The sequence below is a fragment of the Acidobacteriota bacterium genome (assembly GCA_034211275.1).
Classification (GTDB): domain Bacteria; phylum Acidobacteriota; class Thermoanaerobaculia; order Multivoradales; family JAHZIX01; genus JAGQSE01.
Window position 1 is genome coordinate 36273 of record JAXHTF010000017.1, and the last position, 24206, is coordinate 60478.

The 24206-nt window shown below is 66.6% G+C and carries 16 protein-coding genes and 1 riboswitch; of the genes, 12 read left to right on the forward strand and 4 right to left on the reverse strand.

Annotated elements, in window-relative coordinates; genetic code table 11:
• Positions 1 to 74 precede the first annotated feature (74 nt).
• Entirely contained in the window at positions 75 to 737 is a 663-nt protein-coding gene (locus tag SX243_05235) for a hypothetical protein (protein MDY7092362.1), read from the forward strand.
• 81 nt (positions 738 to 818) lie between these two features.
• On the opposite strand, the gene SX243_05240 is transcribed toward SX243_05235, so the two are convergent.
• Positions 819 to 2312 carry a sigma-54-dependent Fis family transcriptional regulator gene (locus SX243_05240; GenBank protein ID MDY7092363.1) on the reverse strand — a complete coding sequence of 498 codons (1494 nt, stop codon included), beginning with the start codon at positions 2310 to 2312 and terminating at the stop codon, positions 819 to 821.
• A gap of 376 nt (positions 2313 to 2688) precedes the next feature.
• Here SX243_05240 and SX243_05245 point away from each other — a divergent pair, with 376 nt between their 5' ends.
• Positions 2689 to 3270, forward strand: a complete 582-nt coding sequence (locus tag SX243_05245) for a hypothetical protein (protein ID MDY7092364.1) — start codon at positions 2689 to 2691, stop codon at positions 3268 to 3270.
• Positions 3271 to 3739: 469 nt separating this feature from the next.
• Here the strand turns inward: SX243_05245 and SX243_05250 are convergent, their stop codons facing one another.
• Positions 3740 to 6412 carry a protein kinase gene (locus SX243_05250; protein MDY7092365.1) on the reverse strand — a complete coding sequence of 891 codons (2673 nt, stop codon included), beginning with the start codon at positions 6410 to 6412 and terminating at the stop codon, positions 3740 to 3742.
• 183 nt (positions 6413 to 6595) lie between these two features.
• Between SX243_05250 and purE the strand changes: the two genes are divergently transcribed.
• Together purE and SX243_05260 are read left to right on the forward strand one after the other, a co-directional pair.
• Positions 6596 to 7087, forward strand: a complete 492-nt coding sequence (gene purE / locus SX243_05255) for a 5-(carboxyamino)imidazole ribonucleotide mutase (protein MDY7092366.1) — start codon at positions 6596 to 6598, stop codon at positions 7085 to 7087.
• Complete coding sequence (locus SX243_05260; protein MDY7092367.1) at positions 7084 to 8274, forward strand: 5-(carboxyamino)imidazole ribonucleotide synthase; 1191 nt, start codon at positions 7084 to 7086, stop codon at positions 8272 to 8274. Before purE ends, SX243_05260 begins: the two co-directional genes overlap by 4 nt.
• Positions 8275 to 8479: 205 nt before the next feature.
• On the opposite strand, the gene SX243_05265 is transcribed toward SX243_05260, so the two are convergent.
• Together SX243_05265 and SX243_05270 are read right to left on the reverse strand one after the other, a co-directional pair.
• The gene (locus tag SX243_05265; GenBank protein MDY7092368.1) at positions 8480 to 8905 is read right to left on the reverse strand and encodes an OsmC family protein; all 426 of its coding nucleotides are present in this window, start codon (positions 8903 to 8905) and stop codon (positions 8480 to 8482) included.
• Between the two features lie 494 nt (positions 8906 to 9399).
• Entirely contained in the window at positions 9400 to 10788 is a 1389-nt protein-coding gene (locus SX243_05270) for a M28 family peptidase (protein MDY7092369.1), read from the reverse strand.
• 349 nt (positions 10789 to 11137) lie between these two features.
• Between SX243_05270 and SX243_05275 the strand changes: the two genes are divergently transcribed.
• The 8 genes from SX243_05275 to SX243_05310 all read left to right on the forward strand — a co-directional run bounded on the left by SX243_05275 (position 11138) and on the right by SX243_05310 (position 24122).
• Entirely contained in the window at positions 11138 to 12031 is an 894-nt protein-coding gene (locus SX243_05275) for an SPFH domain-containing protein (GenBank protein ID MDY7092370.1), read from the forward strand.
• 17 nt (positions 12032 to 12048) lie between these two features.
• Complete coding sequence (locus tag SX243_05280; GenBank protein MDY7092371.1) at positions 12049 to 12258, forward strand: hypothetical protein; 210 nt, start codon at positions 12049 to 12051, stop codon at positions 12256 to 12258.
• Between the two features lie 56 nt (positions 12259 to 12314).
• Positions 12315 to 12422: riboswitch (TPP riboswitch) on the forward strand.
• 96 nt (positions 12423 to 12518) lie between these two features.
• On the forward strand, positions 12519 to 13973 hold the full coding sequence (gene thiC, locus SX243_05285) for a phosphomethylpyrimidine synthase ThiC (GenBank protein MDY7092372.1): 1455 nt from the start codon (positions 12519 to 12521) through the stop codon (positions 13971 to 13973).
• Positions 13974 to 14102: 129 nt separating this feature from the next.
• Entirely contained in the window at positions 14103 to 16001 is a 1899-nt protein-coding gene (locus SX243_05290) for a tetratricopeptide repeat protein (protein MDY7092373.1), read from the forward strand.
• Positions 16002 to 16178: 177 nt separating this feature from the next.
• Entirely contained in the window at positions 16179 to 19445 is a 3267-nt protein-coding gene (locus SX243_05295) for a 2-oxoglutarate dehydrogenase E1 component (protein MDY7092374.1), read from the forward strand.
• A gap of 83 nt (positions 19446 to 19528) precedes the next feature.
• Positions 19529 to 20863: a 2-oxoglutarate dehydrogenase complex dihydrolipoyllysine-residue succinyltransferase gene (odhB, locus tag SX243_05300; GenBank protein MDY7092375.1), complete on the forward strand. Its 1335-nt coding sequence runs from the start codon at positions 19529 to 19531 to the stop codon at positions 20861 to 20863.
• 1 nt (position 20864) lies between these two features.
• On the forward strand, positions 20865 to 22283 hold the full coding sequence (gene lpdA / locus SX243_05305; GenBank protein ID MDY7092376.1) for a dihydrolipoyl dehydrogenase: 1419 nt from the start codon (positions 20865 to 20867) through the stop codon (positions 22281 to 22283).
• A gap of 48 nt (positions 22284 to 22331) precedes the next feature.
• Complete coding sequence (locus SX243_05310; GenBank protein MDY7092377.1) at positions 22332 to 24122, forward strand: hypothetical protein; 1791 nt, start codon at positions 22332 to 22334, stop codon at positions 24120 to 24122.
• Positions 24123 to 24206 lie beyond the last annotated feature (84 nt).

Genomic DNA, 24206 nt, shown 5'->3' on the forward strand with positions numbered 1-24206 from the left:
TCGTAATCCAGCCCCCAAAGATCTCGGTCCCAGGACTGATGAAGGTTCCAGGACCGATGAAGGAGACAGAAGCCATGAACGCTACCGCTGAACAACTCGATTCCACCGAAAACGCTCCCGAGGTAGCCCAGCCTGAGGCCGAGCGCCCCGTCGTCCCCCCGCCGCCGGCGGTGGAGAGGGCCCCGGGGCCTGGAGCGCCTCCGGCGGCCGCCGCCGAGAATGCCTCGCCGCCGCTGCCCAAGAGCCCGCTGGTGGCCGCCCTGCTGGCCTTCTTCCCGGGCATCGGCCATATCTATAACGGGCTCTACTACCGCGGGGTGGTCTTCTTCGCCCTCGTCTCCGTCGCCATCGTGATGGTGACCTTGACCGGAGCGCCGTTCTTCGGCTTCCTGATCCCCTTCCTCATCCTGTTCAACATCCTCGACTCCTATCGCCAGGCGAAACTGATCAATCTCGGCTTCGCCACCGATCTCGGGCTGCTGGACGATCCGGGGCGGCCGCGGCTGCGCCCGGGGCAGGGGACGATGGTGGCGGGGGTGGCCCTGATTCTCGTCGGCGTCCTCGAGCTGATGGCTCGCTTCGGCCTCTGGGAGTGGATGTGGCTGGCAGACTACTGGCCCGTGCCGATGATCCTCATCGGCGCCTGGCTGGTCATTGCGGCGCTCAAGGAGCGCAGCCGGAGCTCAGCGGCGACGCCGGATCCGGACGGCTACGATTCCGGCCCCTACGCCGGCTGAGGTGCCCACATCGTGGTCGGTGCTGCCCAGAAAATGGGCGGTTTCGCTGGCCCCATAGGGCCGAGGGAGAGCGCTACGGTGTCATGTGATGCCGTAGCGCTTCATCTTCTTGCGCAGCCCCTCGCGGCTCAGACCGAGGGACTTGGCCGTCGCCGTGCGGTTGCCGCCGGCCTCCTTGAGGTGCAGGCGGATCAACCGCTCCTCGCTCTCCTCCAGGGTCAGTAGCGGGCTTTGGGCGGTGGTGGAGTCGGAGGTGATGCGCTTGCTCAGGTTGTCCACCGACAGGGGCTCGCCCTCCGGCGTCACCGCCACCAATCGCTTCGCTTCGTTCTCCAGATCCCGCACGTTGCCCGGCCAGCTGTACTCCTGCAGCGCCTTCTCCAGCCGCGGCGTGACCACCGGCACCGGGCGCCCGGCCTTGTCGGCGGCGCGCTGGACGAAGTGGTGGAAGAGCAGAAGCACGTCCCCCGGGCGGTCTTTGAGGGGTGGCAGCTCGAGGGTGATGGCGTTGAGGCGGTAGAGCAGATCCTCGCGGAAGTTGCCGTCCTTGACCTCCTGCTCCAGGTCCCGGTTGGTGGCGGCGACGAAGCGCACGTCGACGGTCTTGGGGCGCTGGGCGCCCACCGGCTGCACCTCGCCGAATTGCAGCGTGCGGAGCAGCTTGACCTGGAGCTCTTTGGGCAGCTCGCCGACCTCGTCGAGGAAGACCGTACCGGAGTCGGCGGCGGGGATCAGGCCGACCTTGTCGCGGGTGGCGCCGGTGAAGGCGCCGCGCAGGTGGCCGAAGAGCTCGGACTCCAGCAGCGTCGGGGAGACGGCGCCGCAATTGACGGTTACATAAGGGCTTTTGGCTCGCGCGCTGTTCAGATGAATAGCCCGGACGATGAGCTCTTTGCCGGTGCCGGTGGGGCCCTGGACCAAGATCGGCAGCTCCGACGGCGCCACCTGGGCGACGGTTTCCAGCACCTTGAGCAGGCCCGGATCGTTGGTCAGGATGCCGGGGAATTTGTAGCGCTCCAGCAGGTCCCGCTCCAGCAGGCTGTTGCGCTGCTCGAGCAGGAGTCGCTTCATGCACGACTGCAGGGCGCCGGAGGAGAGCTCCAGGATGCGGCGGAAGAGTTGCAGCTGGGATTTGCCGAACAGGCGGTCGAGGGAGCGGCTCTCGAGATAGAGCGCGCCGGCCAGCCGGCCCTCCACCTCCAGGGGCGCTGCGAGCACCGAGCGGATGCCCTTGCGCAGGATGCTGTCGGTCTTGGCGAAACGCTGGTCGCTGAGGGCGTCTTCCACCAGTACCGGTTGGCCCCGCTTCATGACGTCCTTGACGATGGAGCGGCTCACCGGCTCGCCACCACCCTGAAGCTCTTCCGGGCTCCAGTTGCGGACTACCTTGAAGGCGAGCTCTTCGTCCTCCTTGAGCACCAGGAATCCGCGGTCTGCCCGCAGGATGGATAGGGAAGCCTGGACCACCGCGTCGAGCATGCGGTCGTAGTCATCGAGCTGCAGCAGCTCGTTGGCCATGTTGACGAGGGCTTCCAGCTCCTCGGTGCGGCGTTCTGGAGTGGTTGTCTCGGGCATCTTCGGAAGTTTCTCACACCACCGCTGTGCAGACTATGGAATGGCAGGGATCTACGGGGGCCTATGGTAGACTCGGCACTCATCTTGCACAAGTTAAAGAACGATTCAGGTGTTGATCTGGAAGAAAGATCCGGCGACGAGATCTGGCAACAGGATCTAGCAACGAGTGACCTGCGATGGCTCCGGGGGTTGCCCGGGGACTCGCGTCCGATGAACCACAACCACGACAAGCAACCTCGGAGCCCCTGGCTTTCGACGGGGACGGTGCCTGAGGGGCCGTAGCTCTCCGGGGTAATCAAGGGTCTACGAGAGGGGAGGAAGTCAAATGTCGAGATGGAATCAGGTCGGTCGAATCGGGTGGGCTTGGAACTTGCTCTTGGTCGGCGTCCTGCTGCTGCCGGCGTGCGCGGCGCATACGGCGCAGCCGAAGGCGGGGGGAGACACCATGGAGGCCGGCGACACCATGAAGATGGACGAGGCGCGGGCGCCTCGCCCGGAGACCTACCGCATCGAGCCGGTGCGCTTGCAGGTTCGCTACGCCAGCAGTTATCAGAACGACGGCCGGGGAGAGCGCGCCCGCTGCGGGATCCGGGTCGACCCGGAAGACGTCACCATCACCTACAACTACGACGAGAAGGACAAGGACGAGACCGCCGATATCGAGGTCTTGTGGAAGGTCTATGGCCTCAAGGAAGGCCACACCATCCTCATCGTCGCCAAGAAGGACACCCCCCGGGGGATCTTCAACACCCCCAAGCGCTATCAGGAGCGGGAGGCCTTCTACATCGACAGCGAGCACAATGCCATCCGCTCCGGGCTGGTGGAGAGATTCCCCGCGGAGGAGATGAAGCGCGACATCAAGCGGGTGTACTGGAAGTATGACGTGGTGGTCGTGGACGAGAACGGCAAGGAGATGTGCATGGTGGATCCTCAGGTGGTGGTGGCGGGACATCCCTGAGCCGCCCTTCGATCCACTTCGGCTGAATCTCCGGCCGAGGTCCGGCGAAAAGACGAGAAAGGCTGTCAGCGTTGTATGAGCTGGCAGCCTTTCTTGACTCTGGCTAGCCGCGGCATCGCCAGCGAAGCTGCGGATCGGGCGGGAGGAGTTTGAAGAGCGGCCGGTGCGAGGAGTTTTCCGGATCCCTCACCCCCGACCCCTCTCCCAGCCACCCTGGCCCCCGACCGGTAGAGGGGCGCCTCCACCCGTCCCCCTGGATTCCAGCGCAGGCTCTTGGTGCCACGATGAGCTTTGAGCTTCCCCCTCTACCGGAAGGTTGGGTGGGCGGCTGGGAGAGGGGGATCGGAGGGGGTGAGGGTTGGGCCCCAACGCAGAAGATCGAGGACCTTGGGATACACCCGCCGGCTCGAAAGGTTTGCCTGCAGACTGCAAGACGAGCCCTTTTCGACGGGAGATTCCTGACAGCCCATCACGGACTGGTTGCTGTCAGCCGTCGGAAGCGAGGCTCTCCTTGGAGAGCGGCAAATTCTCGGGAGGCCGCGATGACCTCAGCATCGACACCGAGATCGCGCAGCCTTTCCAACGTGTCGACCGCTGCTTGGCGTTGCTCACACAGGGTTTGGGCATGAGCCAGGTTCCATAGCGGGATCACGTTGTTCATGTCTTCCGGTGGATTCTGGCTCAACACAACGTTCATCTCCGCGCACTCCCCTCGCTCTGCCAGGCACAAGGACAATAGCGCGACCCGATCCGGGGCGGCGTTGACCCGCATTTCGCGGCGTACCAAGGCGACACAGGCCCCGTAGGCCGCTTCGGCTTCCTGCCGCTTGCCCTCCTCCGCCAGGACATCGGCAAGATTGCGCTGATAAATAGAGTCCTGGGGATCCAGCTCTACCGCTCGACGGAAAGCCCGTTCTGCCTTCTCCAGCTGGCCGACTCGATAGTAGGCGTTGCCCAGGTTGCTCGCGAGGGTGCCCTCCATCAATGGGCGGCTGATGCGTGCGTCGTATTGGACGGCGGCTTCGTAGTCGCCGCGAGTAACCGCCAGGCGAACTAGATTGGAGAGTGGCCAGTAGGCATCTTCCGGAGCGAGCTCCGCTGCTTTCTCGAAGGTACTTTGGGCCAGCTCGAGCTTCTGGGCGCTCTCCAGAGCCAGGGCCAGCTGGTTGAGGAAGTCCCAATTCTCCGGATCCAGAGTGAGGGCTTCTTGGAGGGTTTCGATGGATGCTTCGGGCTGGCCCATGGTCAGCTGCAGGATCCCGATGTCGAACAAGGCCTCTGCCCGGGCTTCGGGATCTTCAGCGGCGAGCCGGAATTGCTCCATCGCCTCTTCGTACTCGCCACGAGTCAGATGAACTCGACCGAGGGCGCTTCTAGGCTCGGGAGCATCCTGAGCCAGGTCGATGGCTCGACGGGCATCCTCTTCCGCTTGGTCGAGGAGGGCTTCCTCTGGTCCCATGTCATAAGCGCGTCGCAGAGCTCGGCTTCGGGCCGCGAGGGCGCGAGCGAACTCGCGATCCTGTTGGATCGCCAGATCGAAGTACACCAGCGTTTCGAGGGGGCGCCGATTGCGCCGGTCGTCTCCCAGCAGCTCGAGGCCTGCCTTGAAGAAGTCCATGGCCTCCAAGCGGCGGTCTTGGTCGAGGCGGCGCCAGGTGCTCAACACGGCTCGGGCCTGGTCAGCCATCTCAGGCTGCTGGGCGGCCAGGATCTCGCGGGTGCCGGTCCAGGAATGACTCCACAGCACGAGCCTGCTGAGATCCCGAAGCAGAAGCGTGGAGCGCAGAGCCTCTGCTTCATCATCCTGCAGCTCCCATCGCAGGGTGCCGTCCGCGTCCGCCGGTAGGGTTGCGGAGCTGGCGGTGCCCATGTCGAGCACCTGGATGCCTTCTAGCTGGGCCAGCTCCCCAACCAGGTAGCTAGCGAGCCGTCGCCCCAGACTCTCCGCTTCGGCGCTTTCCCCAAGGACCTCGAAGGGCATCACCGCGACCGTGAGTCGCCGGGGGGGAGAGTCGGTGGGTTGGGGTGCCTGGCGATTCGGCAGTAGCCACCAGCCGAGGGCCGTCAGGGCCGCCAGCGTCGCCAGGGCGCCGGCGGCCAGGGCGAGGGTGCGCAGGCGGCTCGGGGGCGGTGTCGACACCGTTGCCGGGGACAGAGCCTCGCCGGTGCGTGGGGTCGACGAGCCCGTGGGTGGGCCACCGGGGACCTCGAAGCGGGGAGAGACGGCGGTGATCTCCGTCGGGGCGCCGGCTTCGTGCCAGTCCCGCAGACCTTGGAGCAGCGCTTCGGCGGAGGCATAGCGATCCTTCGGCTCCTGCGCCAGCAGGGTCATCACCACCTGGGCCAGATCCGGTGGTACCTGGGTCGCCACCTCCGTCAGCGGCCGGGCTGGGGATCCAGAGAGGGCCTTGACATATTCCAGCAGGCTGCCGGCGGGGTAGGGGGTTTCGCCGGAGAGCATCTCGTAGAGCACGACCCCGAGGGAGAAGAGGTCGCAGCGGTGGTCGACGTCCGAGTCCTGGAGCTGCTCCGGCGCCATGTAGGGGGGCGTGCCCATGAGCATGCCGCGGGTAGTGTGGAAGCTCTGGCCCGCGTCCGCCGGGGGTACCCAGCCGGCGACCTCCTGGCGGATCTTGGCGAGGCCGAAGTCCAGGATCTTCACCCGGCCTTCCGGCGTGATGCGGATGTTGTTGGGCTTGAGGTCGCGGTGAATCACCCCGGCGCGGTGGGCGGCAGCCAGGCCGTCGGCGATCTGGCGGGCGTAGCCCAGGGTTTCCTCGACGGTCAGGGGCGCCCGGCTCAGGTGGTGCTGAAGGTCGTTGCCCTCGACATACTCCATCGCCAGGAAGAAGACCTCCTGGGCGGGCTCGGAGCTGCCCGGCTCGGTGAACTCCGGGTCTTCCACCTTGGCGGTGCTGAACTGATAGACCGTGGCGATGTTGGGATGATTGAGGTTGGCGGCGGCCTGAGCCTCGCGCAGGAAGCGGGAGCGCCGTTCCGGATCGCTGGCTACCGCCGGCGGCAGGATCTTCACCGCCACGATGCGCCCGAGGTGGGTGTCCCGGGCGCGATAGACCACACCCATGCCACCCTGGCCGATGCGCTCGAGGATCTCGAAGTGGGCTAGCCGGCGATGGAGCATGAGGAAGAGCGGCGGCCGGGGCCTGAATCTGAAAGAATTTCCGCGCAGGAGCGGCCTGCACGGAGCGCAAGGCTATCACGCGGGGCGTGGTAATCTTCACCGCCGACCACCCCGCCAGTCTCTTGGAGACCGCTTCGAGCCGCCGAGAGCACCCGTTCGAGAACCATGGACGAGGATCGCAGCATGAGCCCATCCAATCCGTTGGTCAGCATCGTCATGGGCAGCAAGTCCGATTGGCCCACCATGATCCATGCCCACGAGCTGCTGGAGCGCTTCGCAGTGCCGCACGAAAATCTCGTGGTTTCGGCCCACCGCACTCCCCAATGGCTCACCGAGTTCGCCACCGGCGCCGAGGAGCGGGGGGTGCAGGTGGTCATCGCCGGCGCCGGCGGTGCCGCCCACTTGCCCGGCATGGTGGCGGCCCAAACCCTGCTGCCGGTGATCGGCGTGCCGGTGAAGAGCCGGGCCCTCAACGGCCTCGACTCGTTGCTCTCCATCGTCCAGATGCCCGCCGGTGTACCGGTGGCCACGGTGGCCATCGGCGACTCCGGCGCCAAGAACGCCGCCTTGCTGGCGGTGTCCATCCTCGCCCGCGGATCCGCCGAGCTGGCGGAGGCGTTGCGGGATTATCGAGACCGCCAGACCGCCGAGGTTCGGGAGCACACCCTGCCATGAAGACACCGATTCTCCCCGGAGCCACCATCGGCGTGCTGGGCAGCGGTCAGCTGGGCCGCATGCTCGCCTTTGCCGCCCGCCGCATGGGTTATCGAGTGCACACCTTCTCCCCCGGCCGCGACACCCCCACCGGCCAGGTCGCCGACCTGGAAGTGGTGGCCGAATACGACGACCTGGAGGCGGTGGAAGACTTCGCCCGCGGCGTCGATGTGGTGACCTTCGAATTCGAGAACGTCGCCGCCGAGGCCACCGCCGCCGCCGCCCGCCACGCTCCGGTGCGTCCCGACGGCTCGGTGCTCTACACGACCCAGAACCGCCTGCGGGAGAAGCGCTTCTTGGAGAGCAACGGCTTCCCGGTGGCTCCCTGGGTGGAGGTGCGGGATCTGGCCCAGCTGGAGGCGGGGGTCGACAAGCTGGGATGCCCGGCGGTGCTCAAGAGCGCCGGCTGGGGCTACGACGGCAAGGGTCAACGGCGCATCGGTGCTCCGGGGGACGCCGCAGCGGCGTGGGAGAGCTTGGATACCGACGAGGCGGTGCTGGAGGCTTTCGTGGATTTCGAGCAGGAGGTGTCGGTGGTGGCGGCGCGGGGCCTGGACGGCACCATGGCCCACTACGGGGTGATGGCCAATCAACACCGCCGGCACATCCTCGACGTCTCGGTGGCGCCGGCGCAGGTGCCCAAACAGGTGGCCAACGAGGCGGTGGAGCTGGCGCAGCAGATCGTCGAGCAGCTGGACGTGGTGGGCGTGCTCTGCGTCGAGCTCTTCCTAACCGCCGGCGGCGAGCTGCTGGTCAACGAGCTGGCGCCGCGCCCCCACAACTCCGGGCATCTCACCGTCGACGCCTGCATCACCGACCAATTCGAGCAGCAATTGCGCGCCGTCTGCGGCCTGCCGCTGGGCTCCACCTACCAGCTACGGCCGGCGGCCATGGCGAATCTCTTGGGGGATCTTTGGGACGGCGGCGAGCCCAGCTGGACCAGCACCTGCCGTTTCCCGGAGGTCAAGCTGCACCTCTACGGCAAGGCGGAGCCGCGGTCGGGACGCAAGATGGGCCACCTCACCGCCCTCGGCAATAGTGTGGAGAGCGCCGAGGAGACAGTGCGGGAAGCGCGTCGGGCGCTGCGGGTGAAGATGGACACCGGGGTGTTCCCGGTGCCCAACTTCGACGGCAAGAAAGACGATTAGGGGGGTTGTGCAGCGGACCTGAAGCGGAAGTCTGCGCGAATCCGGCCCCCCGCGAGGGGTTCGAAACCCCTCGCTAGTGCATATCGTCCCTGGCGGGACGACGCCCCCACCCGATCCAAGAGCCCGATCCAAGAGCCCAGCGAGGATTCCTGGGAGCGCCGGCTTCTAGCCGGCTTCGATCCCCAGCTCGCCGGCGGTGCCGCAGCTACTTCAGCGTCGCCTGGAGGGTGATGTCCGCTCCGGACAGGACCTTCGAGACGGGGCAATTCTCCTTCGCGCCCTTGGCCTGGGCCTGGAATTCGGTTTCGCTGATCTCCGGGATCTCAGCTTCCGTGACCAGGTCGATGCGAGTGATGCCGAAGCCGCCGTCCACCGGCTCCAGATGCACCGTGGCGGTAGTGTGAATGCTGGTCGGCGTGAAGCCGGCCTTGCCCAATCCTGCCGACAGCGCCATGGAAAAACAACCGGCGTGGGCTGCTGCGATGAGCTCCTCCGGGTTGGTGCCGTCACCGCTCTCGAAGCGGGAGGGGAAGGAGTAGGCTCCTTCGTAGGCCCCGCTGCCGAGCTTCATCGTTCCCTGACCTTCCTTCAGCGATCCCTGCCATCGGGCTTGTGAGCTTCTCTTCGGCATATGTCTCTCCTCGTGTCTGTGAAGTATTCAAGTTGGCTCCCGCACTGATGCGGGCACGGGAAGTCTATCGGTCATGTTCTGGTATGAGTGAGTTTGTCTCATTCGGGCTGTCCTGAAGATATCCCCGACCGCCAGGATTGATTCTCATCCTCGCGGGTGATTCGAGAAGCCTAGGAGCTTGCTGAAAAACCCGCGTCGCGCTCCGAGCGGCTCTTTTCGGCCGAATCTTCGTTGTCGAACCTCGACGATTCCCGAATCGCCTACGGTTCTCCGCCTTGATTCTGCTCGAAAAATTCTCGCTCTCGCTTGCGACTGACTTTTTCAGCAAGCTCCTAGAGTCGGTCTTTTCAGGACAGTGGAGCTCCCTCGTCCACAGCGGAGCCCTGGCGGCACAGCGGAGCCCCGGAGGGGCGGAGGCATCTAGCCCGGGGCGTGAGCCCCGGGTGTGCGATCCGAAGAATTCCCAAGCCCCGGAGGGGCGATAGGCACTGCCGTCACTTCCCGCAATCACTACAGCTCGCCGACCACTCCGAGAGGTCGCCGCCCTCGAAGCCGGCGCTGAACACCGCCTCGGCGCTGGGGGCGCCGGCGAGGTCGGCCATGGCCGCGACGTTCATGCGCAGCGTCTCGCCGCCCATGGCGAGGGATATGTTGGCGGGCAGGTCGGTGGTGCGGTGGTAGTGAGGGTAGACATCCCAATCGTTCTCGATCACCAGCAGCGCCGGCAGGCCACGGTTGAGGTAGGGCACGTGGTCGGAGCCGAAGGGGAAGGTGGAGGTGACGATGCGCAGGTTGGTGTACTGGGCCGCCGCTGCGGCGTAGAGATCCATCAATGCCACGTTGGATGAGTTGGATTCGAGCAGCGAATCCAGGTCTGCATCGCCGGAGTAGCCGATCATGTCCATGATCTGGACGCTGCGGATCTTCCCGCCATTGCCCTGGGCGATGAGGTCCGAAGCGTGGTCGGTGCTGCCGAAGAGGCCCTGCTCCTCCCCCGAGTAGCAGATGAAGAAGAGGGTCTCCGCCGGCCGGTAGGCGGTGAAGGCCCGGGCCATCTCCAGGACGCCGGCGCAGCCGGAGGCGTTGTCCTCGGCACCGGGGGCGGCGACGCTGGTGTTCTGGGACGTGGCGTCGTAGTGGGCGCCGATGATGTGCCAGGCGTCAGGGCGCAGAGTGCCGGGGAGCTGCGCCACCACGTTCCAGGCGGTGGTGCCGCCGACGGAGAAGCTCTCGGTGCCCACCAGGAGATGGGGGAGGGCCTGGAATTGCTGCACCAGCCAGTCCCGCGCCTGGTCGATATTGCTGTTGCCGTTGGTGGTGTGGCGGTTCCAGCCCGCGAGGATGCTGATGTCGCTGAACCAGCGGGCATCGTCGATGTGGTCCACCAGCAGCTGAACCCCGGCGGCGAATCCGCGGCGCGGGCTCTTGGGATTCCAACGCTCCGGGCGGTTGGCCTGCTGCGCCGCCAGCACGGTGTCGGGGCCCAGGGGAATCGCCCGCTGGTGCAGACCGCGGCAGTCTTCCTCAGGAAGGTGCGCCGGATCGGAAAGCAGCGGTTCGGAAAGGGCCGGAAGCGAGGCGGCGGCGACCACCAGCCGGCCTCGGGCAGCGGTCAAGGGCGTGGCTCCCGGCGGCAGGGTCGGAGTGCCGTGGGAGCGTTGCACCAGGTAGACACCGTGGCCCGGCGGCAGCGCCGGCAGCGAGCGCAACCAGGTGATCCGGCGGGCGGCCTCCAGGGCTTCCTCGGTTCCCGCCAGCAGCAGCTCGTCGTCGACCTCGATCCACCAGTTGAGGCCGGGCAGGGCCTTGAGCTCTTCCAGGGCTTCCGGGCCGATGCGATGGATGTCCGCCACCGCTAGCTGCTGGCCGGCGCGAAGGCTCACGGTCTCCTTTCCTTGGGCCCTTTCCTGGACCCTTTCCTGGGCCGTTGCTTGGGCCGCGAGCGGCAAGGCGACGAGGAAGGCGGCGGTGAAGAGAGCGACGAGGCGAGGGATCGCAAGTCGCCGGCTCCGCCGGCGGGAGGGGGCTTGAGGGGCAATCGTTGTGAGCTGGTTGTGAGTTGGGATCATGGAGAGCTCCTGGTTCAGGCTGGGCGAGAACAAACGATAGCACGCTCTCGATAGCTGTGGAATCAATGTGATATCATCTTGGAATCAGATCGGCGCTGGGCTTCCGGTGAACATCCCATCGGTCCAGTAGCCGCCCCAAGAACGAACTTGGAGGATCGATTCCATGAGCAAGCATCAGCCTCTGGTAGGGAGAGAAACTCTTTCGTCGGCACTGGCCGGCATTCCCGTCTTGGTCATCCTTTTGCTCTTCATCGCCGCCGCCGGCGCTGTCTTCATCTACGGCGTGCAAAGCCATCAGCCGGCGATCATTGTCTGCAGCATGGTGGGAGTCGCGCTGGCGGCTCTCCTCCTGGCGGGCTTGTTCACCGTCAATCCCAACGAGGCGCGGGTGCTCCAGCTCTTTGGCGAGTACCGCGCCAGCGTGCGCCGGCCCGGCCTGCGTTGGGCCAATCCCTTTTACACCAAGAAGAAGGTGTCGGTGCGGGTGCGCAACTTCGAGACCGGCAAGCTCAAAGTCAACGACAGCTCCGGCAATCCCATCGAGATCGCCGCGGTGGTGGTGTGGCGGGTCACCGACACCTTCGAGGCGCTGTTCAACGTCGACGACTACCAGAACTTCGTTTCGGTGCAGAGCGAGTCGGCGGTGCGCGCCCTGGCCACCCACTATCCTTATGGGGCTTTCACGGAGGAGGGGGAGGTGGCGCTGAGCAGCCATACGGCGGAGATATCGGAGAAGCTTCAGGGGCAGGTCCAAGACCGCCTGGCGGATGCTGGCATCGAGGTGCTGGAGACGCGCATCAGCCACCTCGCCTACTCGCCGGAGATCGCCGCGGCGATGCTCCAGGTGCAGCAGGCCTCGGCGGTGGTGGCCGCCCGGGAGAAGATCGTCGAAGGTGCGGTGGGCATGGTGGAGCACGCGCTGGACATGCTCTCCGGCCGCGAGGTGGTGGAGCTGGACGATGAGCGCCGCGCCTCCATGGTGAGCAACCTCTTGGTGGTCCTGTGTAGCGACCGCCACACCCAGCCGGTGGTCAACACCGGCACGCTGCATAACTAGCTCCGTCGGGAGGGAGTGTGGCCAAGCGCAAAGCCTTTTTGCTGCGCATCGATCCGCGGCTCTACGACGCCCTGCATCGTTGGGCGGACGATGAATTGCGCAGCGTCAACGGGCAGATTGAGTATCTGCTGCGGGATCAGCTCAAGCGCGCCGGGCGGTTGCCCAAGAGGCGGCCGCCGGCGGACTCCCCGTCGGCGCCGGACGACGGGGCTGAGGAAGGCTCTTGATGGACCTTTCTCGGTCCCAGGATCGAGCCTGCTAATATCCAACATTGCAGTCGACAGAGTTTCGCGGGGGGTGTCCGGCGGGCCTTCGGGGCCGCGGGCTGAGATCAAACCCTTCGAACCTGAACCGGTTCAAACCGGCGGAGGGACGGCGAAGCTGCTGCGGCGAGATCATCGACGCGGAGTCTCCCGCGCTCTCACCCTTCGCCGCCCGGCCCGCTCTCCCGCCGCCGCCCCCATTTAGCCCACTTGGAGGTGGCAGCATGCACCGACGTCAGCCCTGGATCGAAGCCCGCCGCGGGGATCGCACCCCGACCCAGCTCTTCTACGCCCGCCGCGGCGAGATCACCGAGGAAATGGCCCACGTGGCCCAACGGGAGAAGATGGATCCGGACTTCGTGCGTTCCGAGGTCGCCCGCGGCCGCGCCATCATCCCCGCCAATATTCACCATCCCGAGCTCGAGCCGATGATCATCGGCAAGGCCTTCCGGGTGAAGGTCAACGCCAATATCGGCAACTCCGCCACCACCTCGTCGGTGGAGGAAGAGGTGGAGAAGCTCGATTGGGCGGTGCGCTGGGGTGCCGACACGGTGATGGATCTATCCACCGGCAAACGCATCCACGAGACCCGGGAAGCGATCCTCCGCGCCTCCACCGTGCCCATTGGGACGGTGCCCATCTATGAAGCGCTGGAGAAGGTCGGGGGGCGCCCGGAGGACCTGACCTTCGAATCCTTCATGGAGACCCTGGAGGAGCAGGCGCAGCAGGGGGTCGACTACTTCACCATCCACGCCGGCGTGCGGCTGCCCTACATTCCCTTGACCGCTCAGCGCCTCACCGGCATCGTCTCCCGCGGCGGCTCGATCATGGCCAAGTGGTGCCTGGCGCACCACCAGGAGAGCTTCCTCTACACTCGCTTCGAGGAGATCTGCGATCTGCTGGCCCAATACGACGTCAGCTTCTCTTTGGGGGACGGCCTGCGCCCCGGCGCCGTCGCCGACGCCAACGACCGCGCCCAATTCGCCGAGCTCGACACCCTCGGCGAGCTGACGGAGATCGCTTGGCACCACGGAGTGCAGGTGATGATCGAAGGCCCGGGCCACGTGCCCATGCATCTGGTGAAGGAGAACGTGGATCGCCAGCAGGAGGTCTGCCACGAGGCTCCGTTCTACACCTTGGGGCCCCTGGTCACCGACATCGCTCCGGGCTACGACCACATCACCAGCGCCATCGGCGCCGCCATGATCGCCTGGCACGGCACCGCCATGCTCTGCTACGTCACCCCCAAGGAGCACCTCGGCCTGCCGGACAAGGAAGATGTCAAGCAGGGCCTCATCGCCTACCGCATCGCCGCCCACTCGGCGGATCTGGCCAAGGGCCATCCCGGGGCCCAGGAGTGGGACGACGCTCTGTCCAAGGCGCGCTTCGAGTTCCGCTGGGACGATCAATTCGATCTCTCCCTGGATCCGGACACGGCCCGCGCCTACCACGACGCCACCCTGCCTCAAGAATCCGCCAAGGTGGCCCACTTCTGCTCCATGTGCGGCCCGAAGTTCTGCTCCATGGAGATCACCCGCCAGCTGCGGGAGTACGCCGAGGAGCGCAAGCTGAAGGTCTCCGAGGCGGTGAGCACCGGCTTGGCGGAGAAGGCGGCGGAGTATCGCCGGCAGCGGCTGGCGCGGCAGGAAGAGCCGGAGGCTGCCGTCATCGCTGAATGATCGTGTCTATAGGAGTGGGGCCGTTAGGCTCGAAACCCCGGAGGTCGTTGGGAATCCCGCGGCCATCGGAAGGGTTATCTTCAACGGAAGTCAGCGGTCTCTTGCCGAGGCCGCTCTCCGGCACCACTCATGATACCGACCAGCAGCCATCTTCGACCGCGACTGCCCGCCCCTCCCGTGGGGCTGGCGGCGCGGCAGTGGGGAGCTCTGGCGCTGGTCGCTGGCCTCGCGGCCCTGCTCTTAGCGCTGGCGGCGATGCCCGCCCTCGCCGCGGATTCCGCCACCAAGGCCTCCCGGCAGAGCTGGCTGCGCCTCGATAGTCCCCACTTCACCCTCTTCAGCGCCACCGACGCGGGGACGGCGCGGCGGGTGGGGCAGGACTTGGAGACGCTCCGCGCCGCACTCTCCTTCTGGCTCGACGGTGAGGAGGTGCACTCTCCCGTCCCCACCACCATCTACGTCTTCGCCGACGACCGCTCCTTTCTGCCCTACAAGCAGGGCGTGCGGGGCGAAGCCCAGGGCGTCGCCGGCTACTTCATCTCCCATCCCTTGGGCAACTACGTCGCCCTCGACGGCAGTCCGCGGGCGGACCCCTCGCGCATCCTCTACCACGAGTATCTGCACTATTTCATCGCCAACAACCTGCCGGGGGTGCCCCTGTGGTTCAACGAAGGGTTGGCGGAGTTCTACAGCACGTTCGAGGCGCGGGGAGACCGGGTCGAGCTGGGTCGGCCCCTGGAACATCACCTGCGCTGGATGCAGCGCCACCCCAACCTCTCGCTGGCCGATCTCTTCGCCGTCGGGGTCGAGTCCGACGAGTACAATGAGAGCTCCCGCCGCGGTGGTTTCTACGCCCAGAGTTGGGCTCTCGTGCACTACCTGATGGTGGGCGACGGGGAGCGTAGCGAACAATTGATTCGCTTCCTCGAGCAGGTCGTCGCCGGCGTCGAGGTGGACGATGCCTTTCACCAGGCCTTCGACACCGACTATCGGACGCTGGAGCGGGAGCTGGAGGCCTATCTGGCACAGCCGAGCCTGCCGGGCCTGCAGCTGTCGGTGGCCGGTTTGAAGGCGGCGACGGTGCCCGGAACGGTGACCGACTTGCCGCGGGCCGAGACCCTCTACCGGCTGGGAGATCTGTTGGCCTACGCCGCGCCCCGTCGGGCCGAGGCTGCGCGGAGCCACTTCCTGGAGGCGTTGGAGCTCGATCCGCGGCATGGAGGAGCTTGGGCGGGGCTTGGCTACCTGGAGGATCAGACGGAGAGCTGGGACGATGCCCGCGGCTACTATGAGCGGGCGTTGGAGCTGGCCTTCGGCGATTTCCGCATTCACTATCTCTACGGCCGCAACCTGCTGGCTCCCTGGGTCGGCCGCCGGCTCACCGCCGCGGAGCTGGAGGGCCGCGCCGAGAGGGAGATCGCCGCCGCGCGCGGTGCCTTCCAGCGCAGCCTCGGGCTCAATCCCGACTTCCCCGAAGCTTGGGTCGGCCTGGGCGCTGCCTATGCTCTGGAGCCTGAGGCCTCGGAGCGCGGTCTCGAAGCCCTGAAGCAGGCTCGCCGGCTGCTACCCTCCCGCGGCGACGTGGTGTTCAATCTGGCGGTGACCTACGCCCGGTTGGGGCGCCGAGAAGAGGCCCGGGCGGTGATTGAGCGGGATCTGGCGCGGCTGGGGGACGAGCAGATGGTGGAGGCCGCCACCGAGGCGGTGCTGCGAGCGGATCTGGAGCATGCCAGCGAGCTCTTGGAGGCTGGCCGGGTGGAGCCCGCTCTGGCGCTGCTCGAGGAAATCTCGGAGCTCACCTCCGATCCGGTGTGGCGGCTGGATTTGCTGCGGCAACTGGAGCAAGTACGCTCCGTCGAGCGGCATAATCGGCAAGTGGATCGTTTCAATGCTGCCGTGCAGGCGGCCAACAGCGGCCGGAGTCGGGACGCCCAGGCGTTGGTGGAGGACCTTTTGGAGGAAGATCTGGACCCTCAGCTGGAGCGTTCCGCGCGGAGCTTGCTGGATCAATTGCGCGCCAAGAATTGACGCCACCTGAACTTTTCGCATCCCTTGCATACAATGGACTCGAGCGCGGGCACGGCGGCTCGGAGCCCACGGATGGGTTTCACCCTGCCCGGCCGAGGTGTTGCCTCGGCCCGAGAGGGCGTTGGAGCCGTCCGCGTTCGGAGACTCGAGTTTCAAGAGTAGGGAGCTACCGAAGACATGAAGTCTGCTGAGCAGCTTTTCGCTGGCGAGAGCCTGGCTTTCGTCGAGCAGCAATATCGACGCTATCGTCAAGATCGGGAATCGGTGAGCGAGGCCTGGCGGGAGTATTTCTCCCAGCTGGAGGCGTCCTCCAGCGGTGGGGCCTCGAGCGGCGGCGGCAGCGGTGCCGGCTCGTCCGAGGGGCCGGCACTGGGGCCGTCCTTCCATCCCTCGTCCATCTTCAACCCTCCGGGGGGAGCTGCCCTCGGCACCTCGGCGCCGCGGCCGTCGCCGCCGCCGCCACCGAGCTCCGCGGCGGTGGAGGAGCGCACTCCCTTCCTGCACAGCGTACGCCTCTTCCAGGATCTTCCGGACGGCGAGCTGGAGCAGATCGCTGCCTTGATGGGTGAGCTGGAGCTGGAGGACGGCGAGTATCTCTTCCACCAGGGGGACGTGGGCAACGCCCTCTACATCGTGGCGGAGGGAAATATCGTCATCTGGCGCGACGGCGAGCTGGTGGCCCAGCTGGGCGTCGGCGACGTGGTGGGGGAGCTGGCGGTGTTGGAGAGCGAGCCGCGGGTAGCGGACGCCCTGGCCCGCGGCCACGTGCGGCTGCTGTGCTTGGAGGGCACGGATCTGCTGCCCCGCCTCAACGCCGAGCCGCGCCTCGCCCAGGGGATGATCCGCGGCCTCAGCCGGCGATTGCGGGACCGCGCTTCGCGGCAGCATCGGGTGGATCAGCTGGTGCGCGCCTACCGGGTGCGGGGACACCTGCTGGCGGATCTCAACCCTCTGGCCAAGCCCGCCTACAAAGTGCCGGAGCTGGAGCTGGAGCATTGGGGGCTGGAGGAGGAGGATCTGGAGAACGTCTACTCCAGCGCCACCATCCCCGGCACCCTGGTGCTCAAGCTCAGCGAGATCATCGAGCGCATGAAGGACAGCTACTGCGGCTCCATCGGGGTCCAGTACATGCATCTCGACAGCGTCGAGCGCAAGCAGTGGCTGCAGCGCCGGCTGGAGGATCCCGCCTGCCGCCGCAAGCTCAGCGTCGAAGAGCAGCGGCGCATCCTCACCAAGCTCACCGACGCTGAGATCTTCGAGCAGTTCATCCACAAGAAATTCCTCGGCGCCAAGCGCTTCTCCGCCGAGGGGGCGGAGACCTTGATCCCGCTGCTGGAGCAGGTGATCCAGGCGGCCAGCGAGCAGGAGGCGGAGGAGATCGTCATCGGCATGGCCCACCGCGGCCGGCTCAACGTTCTGGCCAACGTCATGGACAAGAGCCCGGCGGAGATCTTCCGCGAATTCGCCGACGCCGACGCCGAGCTCTTCCGCGGCCGCGGGGACGTCAAATACCACCTCGGTTACAGCACCGAACGCCGCTTGGCCAACGGTAGAGAGCTCCACCTTTCCCTGTGCTTCAATCCCAGTCACCTGGAGTTCGTTGGGCCGGTGATGCTCGGCCGGGTCCGGGCCAAGCAAGACCGCGGCGAGGATGCCGAGCGGCGCCGGGTCCTGGGTGTGCTCATCCACGGTGACGCCGCCTTCGCTGGCCAGGGTGTGGTGCAGGAGATGCTCAACATGAGCAATCTGCCCGGCTACGCCACCGGCGGCACTCTGCATCTGGTGGTCAACAACCAGATCGGCTTCACCACGCCGCCGGAGAGCGGGCGCTCCAGCCATTACGCCACCGACGTGGCCAAGATGCTTCAGACCCCCATCTTCCACGTCAACGGCGAGCACCCCGAAGCGGTGGCTCAGGTCATCGAAATGGCGATGGAGTATCGCGAGGAATTCGGCAGCGATGTGATCATCGACATGTATTGCTATCGCCGCTACGGCCACAACGAGGGCGACGAGCCGGCCTTCACCCAGCCTTTGCTCTACGAGCAGATTCGTCAGCGCAAGTCGGTGCGGGAGGGCTATCTCGACAGCCTGCTACCCCTGGGAGGCGTCACCGCCGAGGAGGCCAAGCGCATCGCCAAGGATCGCCGCAAGCTGCTGGAGCAGGAGCTCAAGCGGGCGCGGGACCCGGACTTCGAGCGCAAGCACCCGGTCATGGGGGCGGGCATTTGGCAGGCCTACACCGGCGGGCCCGATGCCGACGTGCCGGAGGTCACCACCGCCGTTCCCGAGGAGCGGGTGACGGAGCTGCTGCGGGCCACCACCCGGCTCCCGGAGGGTTTCTCCGCTCATCCCAAGCTGCAGAGTGCCCTCCTGGACGCGCGGCTGAAAATGGCCGACGGCGAAGAGTTGCTGGACTGGAGCGCCGGCGAAGCGCTGGCCTTCGCCAGCCTGCTCACGGAAGGGCATCCGGTGCGTCTCAGCGGCCAGGACAGCGAGCGGGGCACCTTCAGCCACCGCCACGCCGTGCTCCACGACCCCAACGACGGCCGTACCTACCTGCCCCTGGGCCACCTGGCGGAGAATCAGGCTCGATTCCAGGTCTGGGACAGCCCGCTGTCGGAGATCGGTCCCATGGGCTTCGAGTTCGGCTATAGCCTCGACTATCCGTCCTCGCTGGTGCTTTGGGAGGCGCAATTCGGCGACTTCTCCAACGCCGCCCAGGTGATCATCGACCAATTCCTCTCCAGCAGCGAGGACAAGTGGAATCGCCTCAGCGGCCTCGGCCTGCTGCTGCCCCACGGCTTTGAAGGCCAGGGGCCGGAGCACTCCAGCGCCCGGTTGGAGCGCTTCCTCACCCTCTGTGCCGAGGACAATCTGCAGGTGGTCAACCTCACCACGCCGGCGCAGATCTTCCACTGCCTGCGCCGCCAGGTCCTGCGCCCCCTGCGCAAGCCCCTGGTGGTCATGTCCCCCAAGAGCCTGTTGCGCCATCCGAAGGCCAAATCCTCGTTGGAGGATTTCTCCGAGGGCCACTTCCAGCGGGTGATCCCCGATGCCGAGGTGACCGACGACTCGAAGGTGCGGCGGGTGCTGCTGTGTTCCGGCAAGGTGTACTATGACCTCGCTGGCGCCCGGGAAGAGCGGGAGATCGGCGACGTCGCCATCGTGCGGCTGGAGCAGTACTACCCCCTCTCGCTGGATCAGCTGGAAAAGGCTCTGGAGCCCTATCCGGACGGCACACAGGTCTACTGGGTGCAGGAAGAACCGGAGAATATGGGCGCCTGGATTTTCCTGCGCATGCGGCTGGGAACAGAGCTTTTCGGCCGCTGGCCCCTGGAGGGCGGCATCTACCGCAAGGCCTCGGCGAGCCCGGCGACGGGGTCGGCGGCGGCTCACAAGGAAGAACAAGAAGAATTGATCGAGCGGGCCCTAGGATCCTGATGATCGGGAGCCTGATCGAGCGCGGCCCCGGCGTCCTCCGCCGGTCCGCGAAGAGATAGAGCGAGACAGGAGCAGAACGCGACATGGCGATCGAATTGAAAGTACCTTCCGCCGGCGAATCCATCACCGAGGTGGTGATCGGCGATTGGCTCATCGACGAAGGCTCTTTCGTCGAGGTGGACGACGACGTGGTGGTCATCGAGACCGACAAGGCGTCCATGGAGCTTCCGGCTCCGGTCTCGGGAACCCTGACCAAGATCCTGGTCCAGACCGGCGACACCGTCGAGGTGGGCGCGGTGATCGGGTTGATGGAAGAGGGCGAAGCGGATTCCGGCGACGGCGGAGAGAGCGACGACGACGAGGAAGCCGCGGAAGACGATTCCAGCGATTCCGGCGACGAGGCTGCCGCGGAGGAAGATTCCGCCGGTGAGGACGACTCCGGCGAGGAATCCGGTGAGCCGCGCATCATGCCGGCGGCCCAGCGGCTCCTCGACGAGCACGGCCTGAAGGCCTCCGCGGTTCGCGCCACCGGCCCCGGCGGCCGGCTGCTCAAGGAGGACGTCCAACGTCATCTGGACGGCGGCGAGGACAAGGCCGACGATAAGAAGGCCGACGGCAAGAAGAAGGAAGCGGCGAAGAAGTCGCCCGAGAAGAAGAGCGGCGAGAAGAAGCCCGCATCGAGCCCTGCCCGGCCTGCGGGCCAAGCCTCCGGCGGCTCGCGCCAGGAGGAGACGGTGCGCATGACCACCCTGCGCAAGCTCATCGCCGAGCGTCTGGTGGGTGCCCAGCAGGATGCCGCCCTCCTGACCACCTTCAACGAGGTGGATATGTCGGCGGTGATGAACCTGCGGCGGGCCCACCAGGAGGCCTTCAAGAAGCGCTATGGCATCAAGGTGGGCTTCATGTCCTTCTTCGTCAAGGCGGTGATCGAGGGCCTCAAGGAGATCCCCGGCCTCAACGCCGAGATCCGCGACGGCAACATCGTCTACAAGAACTACTACGACATCGGGGTCGCCGTCGGCGGCGGCAAGGGGCTGGTGGTGCCGGTGATCCGCAACACCGAGCGCTTGAGCTTCGCCGAGATCGAGCAGGCCATCGCCGACCTCGCCACCCGCGCCCGGGACAACGAGCTCTCCCCCGACGAGCTCCAGGGGGGCACTTTCACCATCAGCAACGGCGGCATCTACGGCTCCATGCTCTCCACCCCCATCGTCAATCCGCCCCAGAGCGGCATCCTCGGCATGCACAACATCGTCGAGCGGCCGGTGGCGGTGGACGGCGAGGTGGTGATCCGCCCGATCATGTATCTGGCCCTGACCTACGACCACCGGGTCGTGGACGGCCGCGAGGCGGTGACCTTCCTGGTGCGCGTCAAGGAGTGTCTCGAGGATCCCGCCCGCATGCTCCTGGAGGTTTGAGATGGCTGCATCCAAGAGCGAGAAGGCTGACGGCCACAAGCACGACTTGGTAGTGGTGGGCTCCGGTCCCGGCGGCTACGTCGCCGCCATCCGCGCCGCCCAGCTGGGTCTCGACGTGGCCTGCATCGAGAAGGTCCCGGAGCTCGGGGGCACCTGCCTGCGGGTGGGCTGCATCCCCAGCAAGGCGCTGCTGGAGGCGAGCCACAAATACGAGGAGGCCAAAGACGGCCTGAAAGCCTTCGGCGTCCAGGTGCAGGGTGTGGAACTCGACCTGGCGCGCATGATGAAGCACAAGGACAAGACCGTCCGTGCCCTCACCACCGGCGTCGCCGGCCTGTTCAAGAAGAACGACATCACCCGCTACCAGGGCCACGGCCGTCTCGACGGTCCCGGCAAGCTGGTGGTGGAAGGGGACGACGGCGAGACCACTCACCTCGAGGCGGAGCGCATCCTCATCGCCACCGGCAGCGCCGTTGCCACCCTCCCCGGGGTGGAGATGGACGGCGACCGCATCGGCGACAGCACCACCGCTTTGAGCTATCCGGAGGTGCCGGAGCACCTGGTGATGATCGGTGCCGGCGTCATCGGCCTCGAGCTGGGCTCGGTGTGGCGCCGTCTGGGGGCCAAGGTGACGGTGCTCGAATACCTCGACCGCATCCTCCCGGGCATCGACGGCGAGACCGCCAAGATGGCCCAGCGGCTGTTCAAGAAGCAGGGGCTGGAATTCCACCTGGGGGTCAAAGTCACCGGCGCCCGGGTCGAGGGGGACGGCTGCGTGGTGGAGGCGGAGGGGCTGGACCCGGTGCACTGCGACCGCGTGCTGGTGGCGGTGGGCCGCAAGCCCTACACCGAGAATCTCGGCCTCGACAGCGTCGGGCTGGAGCTCGACGACCGTGGCCGCATCCCGGTGAACGAGCACTTCGCCACCGAGGTGGAGGGGATCTTCGCCATCGGCGACGTCATCGCCGGCCCCATGCTCGCTCACAAAGCGGAGGAGGAAGGGGTGGTGTGCGTCGAGCAGATGGTGCGGGGCTCCGGCCACGTCAACTACGACGCCATTCCCAACGTCGTCTACACCCACCCGGAGATCGCCTCCGTGGGCAAGACCGAGGAGCAGCTCCAGGAGGCCGGCATCGAGTACTCCAAGGGCAAGTTCCCGTTCATGGCCAACGGCCGCGCCAAGGCCCTGGGGGACACCAACGGGCAGGTCAAGATCCTCGCCGACGCTCACACCGACCGCATCCTCGGGGTCCACATCATCGGCCCCAGCGCCGGCGACCTCATCGCCGAAGCGGCGGTGGCCATCGAATTCGGAGCCAGCAGCGAAGACCTGGCCCGGTCCAGCCACGCTCACCCGACCCTCGCGGAGGTGGTGAAGGAAGCCGCTCTGGCGGTGGACGGCCGATCGATCAATATTTGACCGCGCGCTTCGCTCCGTAGACTGCCTGCTCCCCACGAGGAGAACCGCATGCTCACCCGATTCCGTCGTCTCTCCAGGTTCCTCGCTTCCAGCTCCCAGGCCCCTGGCCGCGGGCCGGCGTCGTGGTTGGCCCTGTGTCTCGGTGCGCTGCTGGTGGTGCCCGCCGCCGGTGACCAGCCGGTGGCCGAGCAACCTTTGAGCCTGGCGGCCCCGGCGGAAGTTGCGGGGCAGCTCCTCGAGGCGCAGCGCCTGGCCCCGGTTGATCGGGAGCGGCTGATGGCGGAGGATGCCGCCGCCGAGCCCTTCACCGGCCCCCGCCGTTTCGCCGAGGCTTTGCCCGTGGGATGGACCGCTTCGGAGCAGGGGGTCTGGCAGCAGCTCGCCGACGGCTCGCGGCTGTGGCGACTGCGCATGGTCAGTCCCGGCGCTCTCAGCCTCAACCTCCGTCTCGACGACTTCCAGCTGCCCGCCGGGGCGCGGCTGTGGCTCCACGACGGCATCGGGAACGTGGTGCAAGGGCCCTACACCCGCGACCACCGCACCCGCGAGGGGCAGCTGTGGACGGCGTTGGTGCCGGGGCAGGAGGCGGTGTTGGAGCTGCATTTGCCCGCCGGCGTCGCCCCCGCCAGCGCCAGCTTCCGCGTCGCATCGGTGCAGCGGGGCTATCGCCCGGTGGGAGGGCAGTCGCCGGGAGCGGAGATCGAGGGGGACTTTCCCACCAAGCAGGGAAGCTGCAACAACGACGTGGTCTGTCCCGAGGGCAACGGCTGGCGGGATCAGATCCGTAGCGTCGGGTGGTTCACCGTCAACGGCATCGGGCTGTGCACCGGAACGCTGATGAACAACACCGCCGGGGACTTTCGTCCCTATCTGCTCACCGCCGAGCATTGCGACATCACCGCCGGCAACGCGGGCTCCATGGTGGTGTATTGGAATTACCAGTCACCGTCCTGCGGTCAGCTCTCCGGAGGCTCGCTGGCGGACAATCAAAGCGGCGCCATCTGGCGCGCCGGTGATGCGTCTTCGGACTTCACCCTGGTGGAGCTGATGCAGCAGCCGGACCCTGCCTTCGACACCTACTACGCCGGCTGGGACGCTACCGGCGTGGCGCCCACCGTCGGGGTGGTGGGGATTCATCACCCGGATCTACGGGAGAAGGCCATCAGCTTCGATGACGATCCGCTGCAGGAGGACGATCCCGGCTACTGGCGAGTGGGGCAGTGGGAGGACGGCACCACCGAGCCCGGCTCTTCCGGATCGTGCATCTTCCGCCGCGACACCCAGCTCTGCGTCGGCACCCTCACCGGCGGCATCGCCTCGTGCAGGTTCCCCTCCGGCTTCGACGTCTACGGCCGCTTCGACGCCCACTGGGACGGCCCCAGCCCCACCCGGCGGCTGCGGGATTGGCTCGACCCCATGGGCAGCGGCCAGCGTGTCCTCTTCGGCGCCGATCCGGACTCGCCCACCTCACCGCCGCCGGGCTCCGAATGCGTCGAGTCCAGCAGCACCGCCTGCCTCAACGGAGACCGCTTCCGGGTTTCGGTGACCTGGCGGGATCGCGACGACAACACCGGCGTCGGCTCCCAGGTGACCGGCGCTTCCGACGATTCGGTGCTCTTCTGGTTCTTCCAGGAATCGAATTGGGAGCTGTTGGTGAAGGTCTTGGACGGCTGCCCGGTGAACGGCCGCTATTGGGTCCTCGCCGCTGCCGCCACCAACGTCGAGTACCTGATCACCGTCACCGACACCGTCAGCGGCCAGACCGAAACCTACGAGAACCCCCTCGGCAACCGCGCCCAAGCTCTCGCGGACACGGCGTCGTTCCGAGTCTGTCCGTAGCCCTGCACTCAAGCTTGGTCGTCGAGAGCGTGGGCTGGCGCCCACCCTACAGCTCGCTGGTGCACCTTCGCGCGTAGGGTGGGC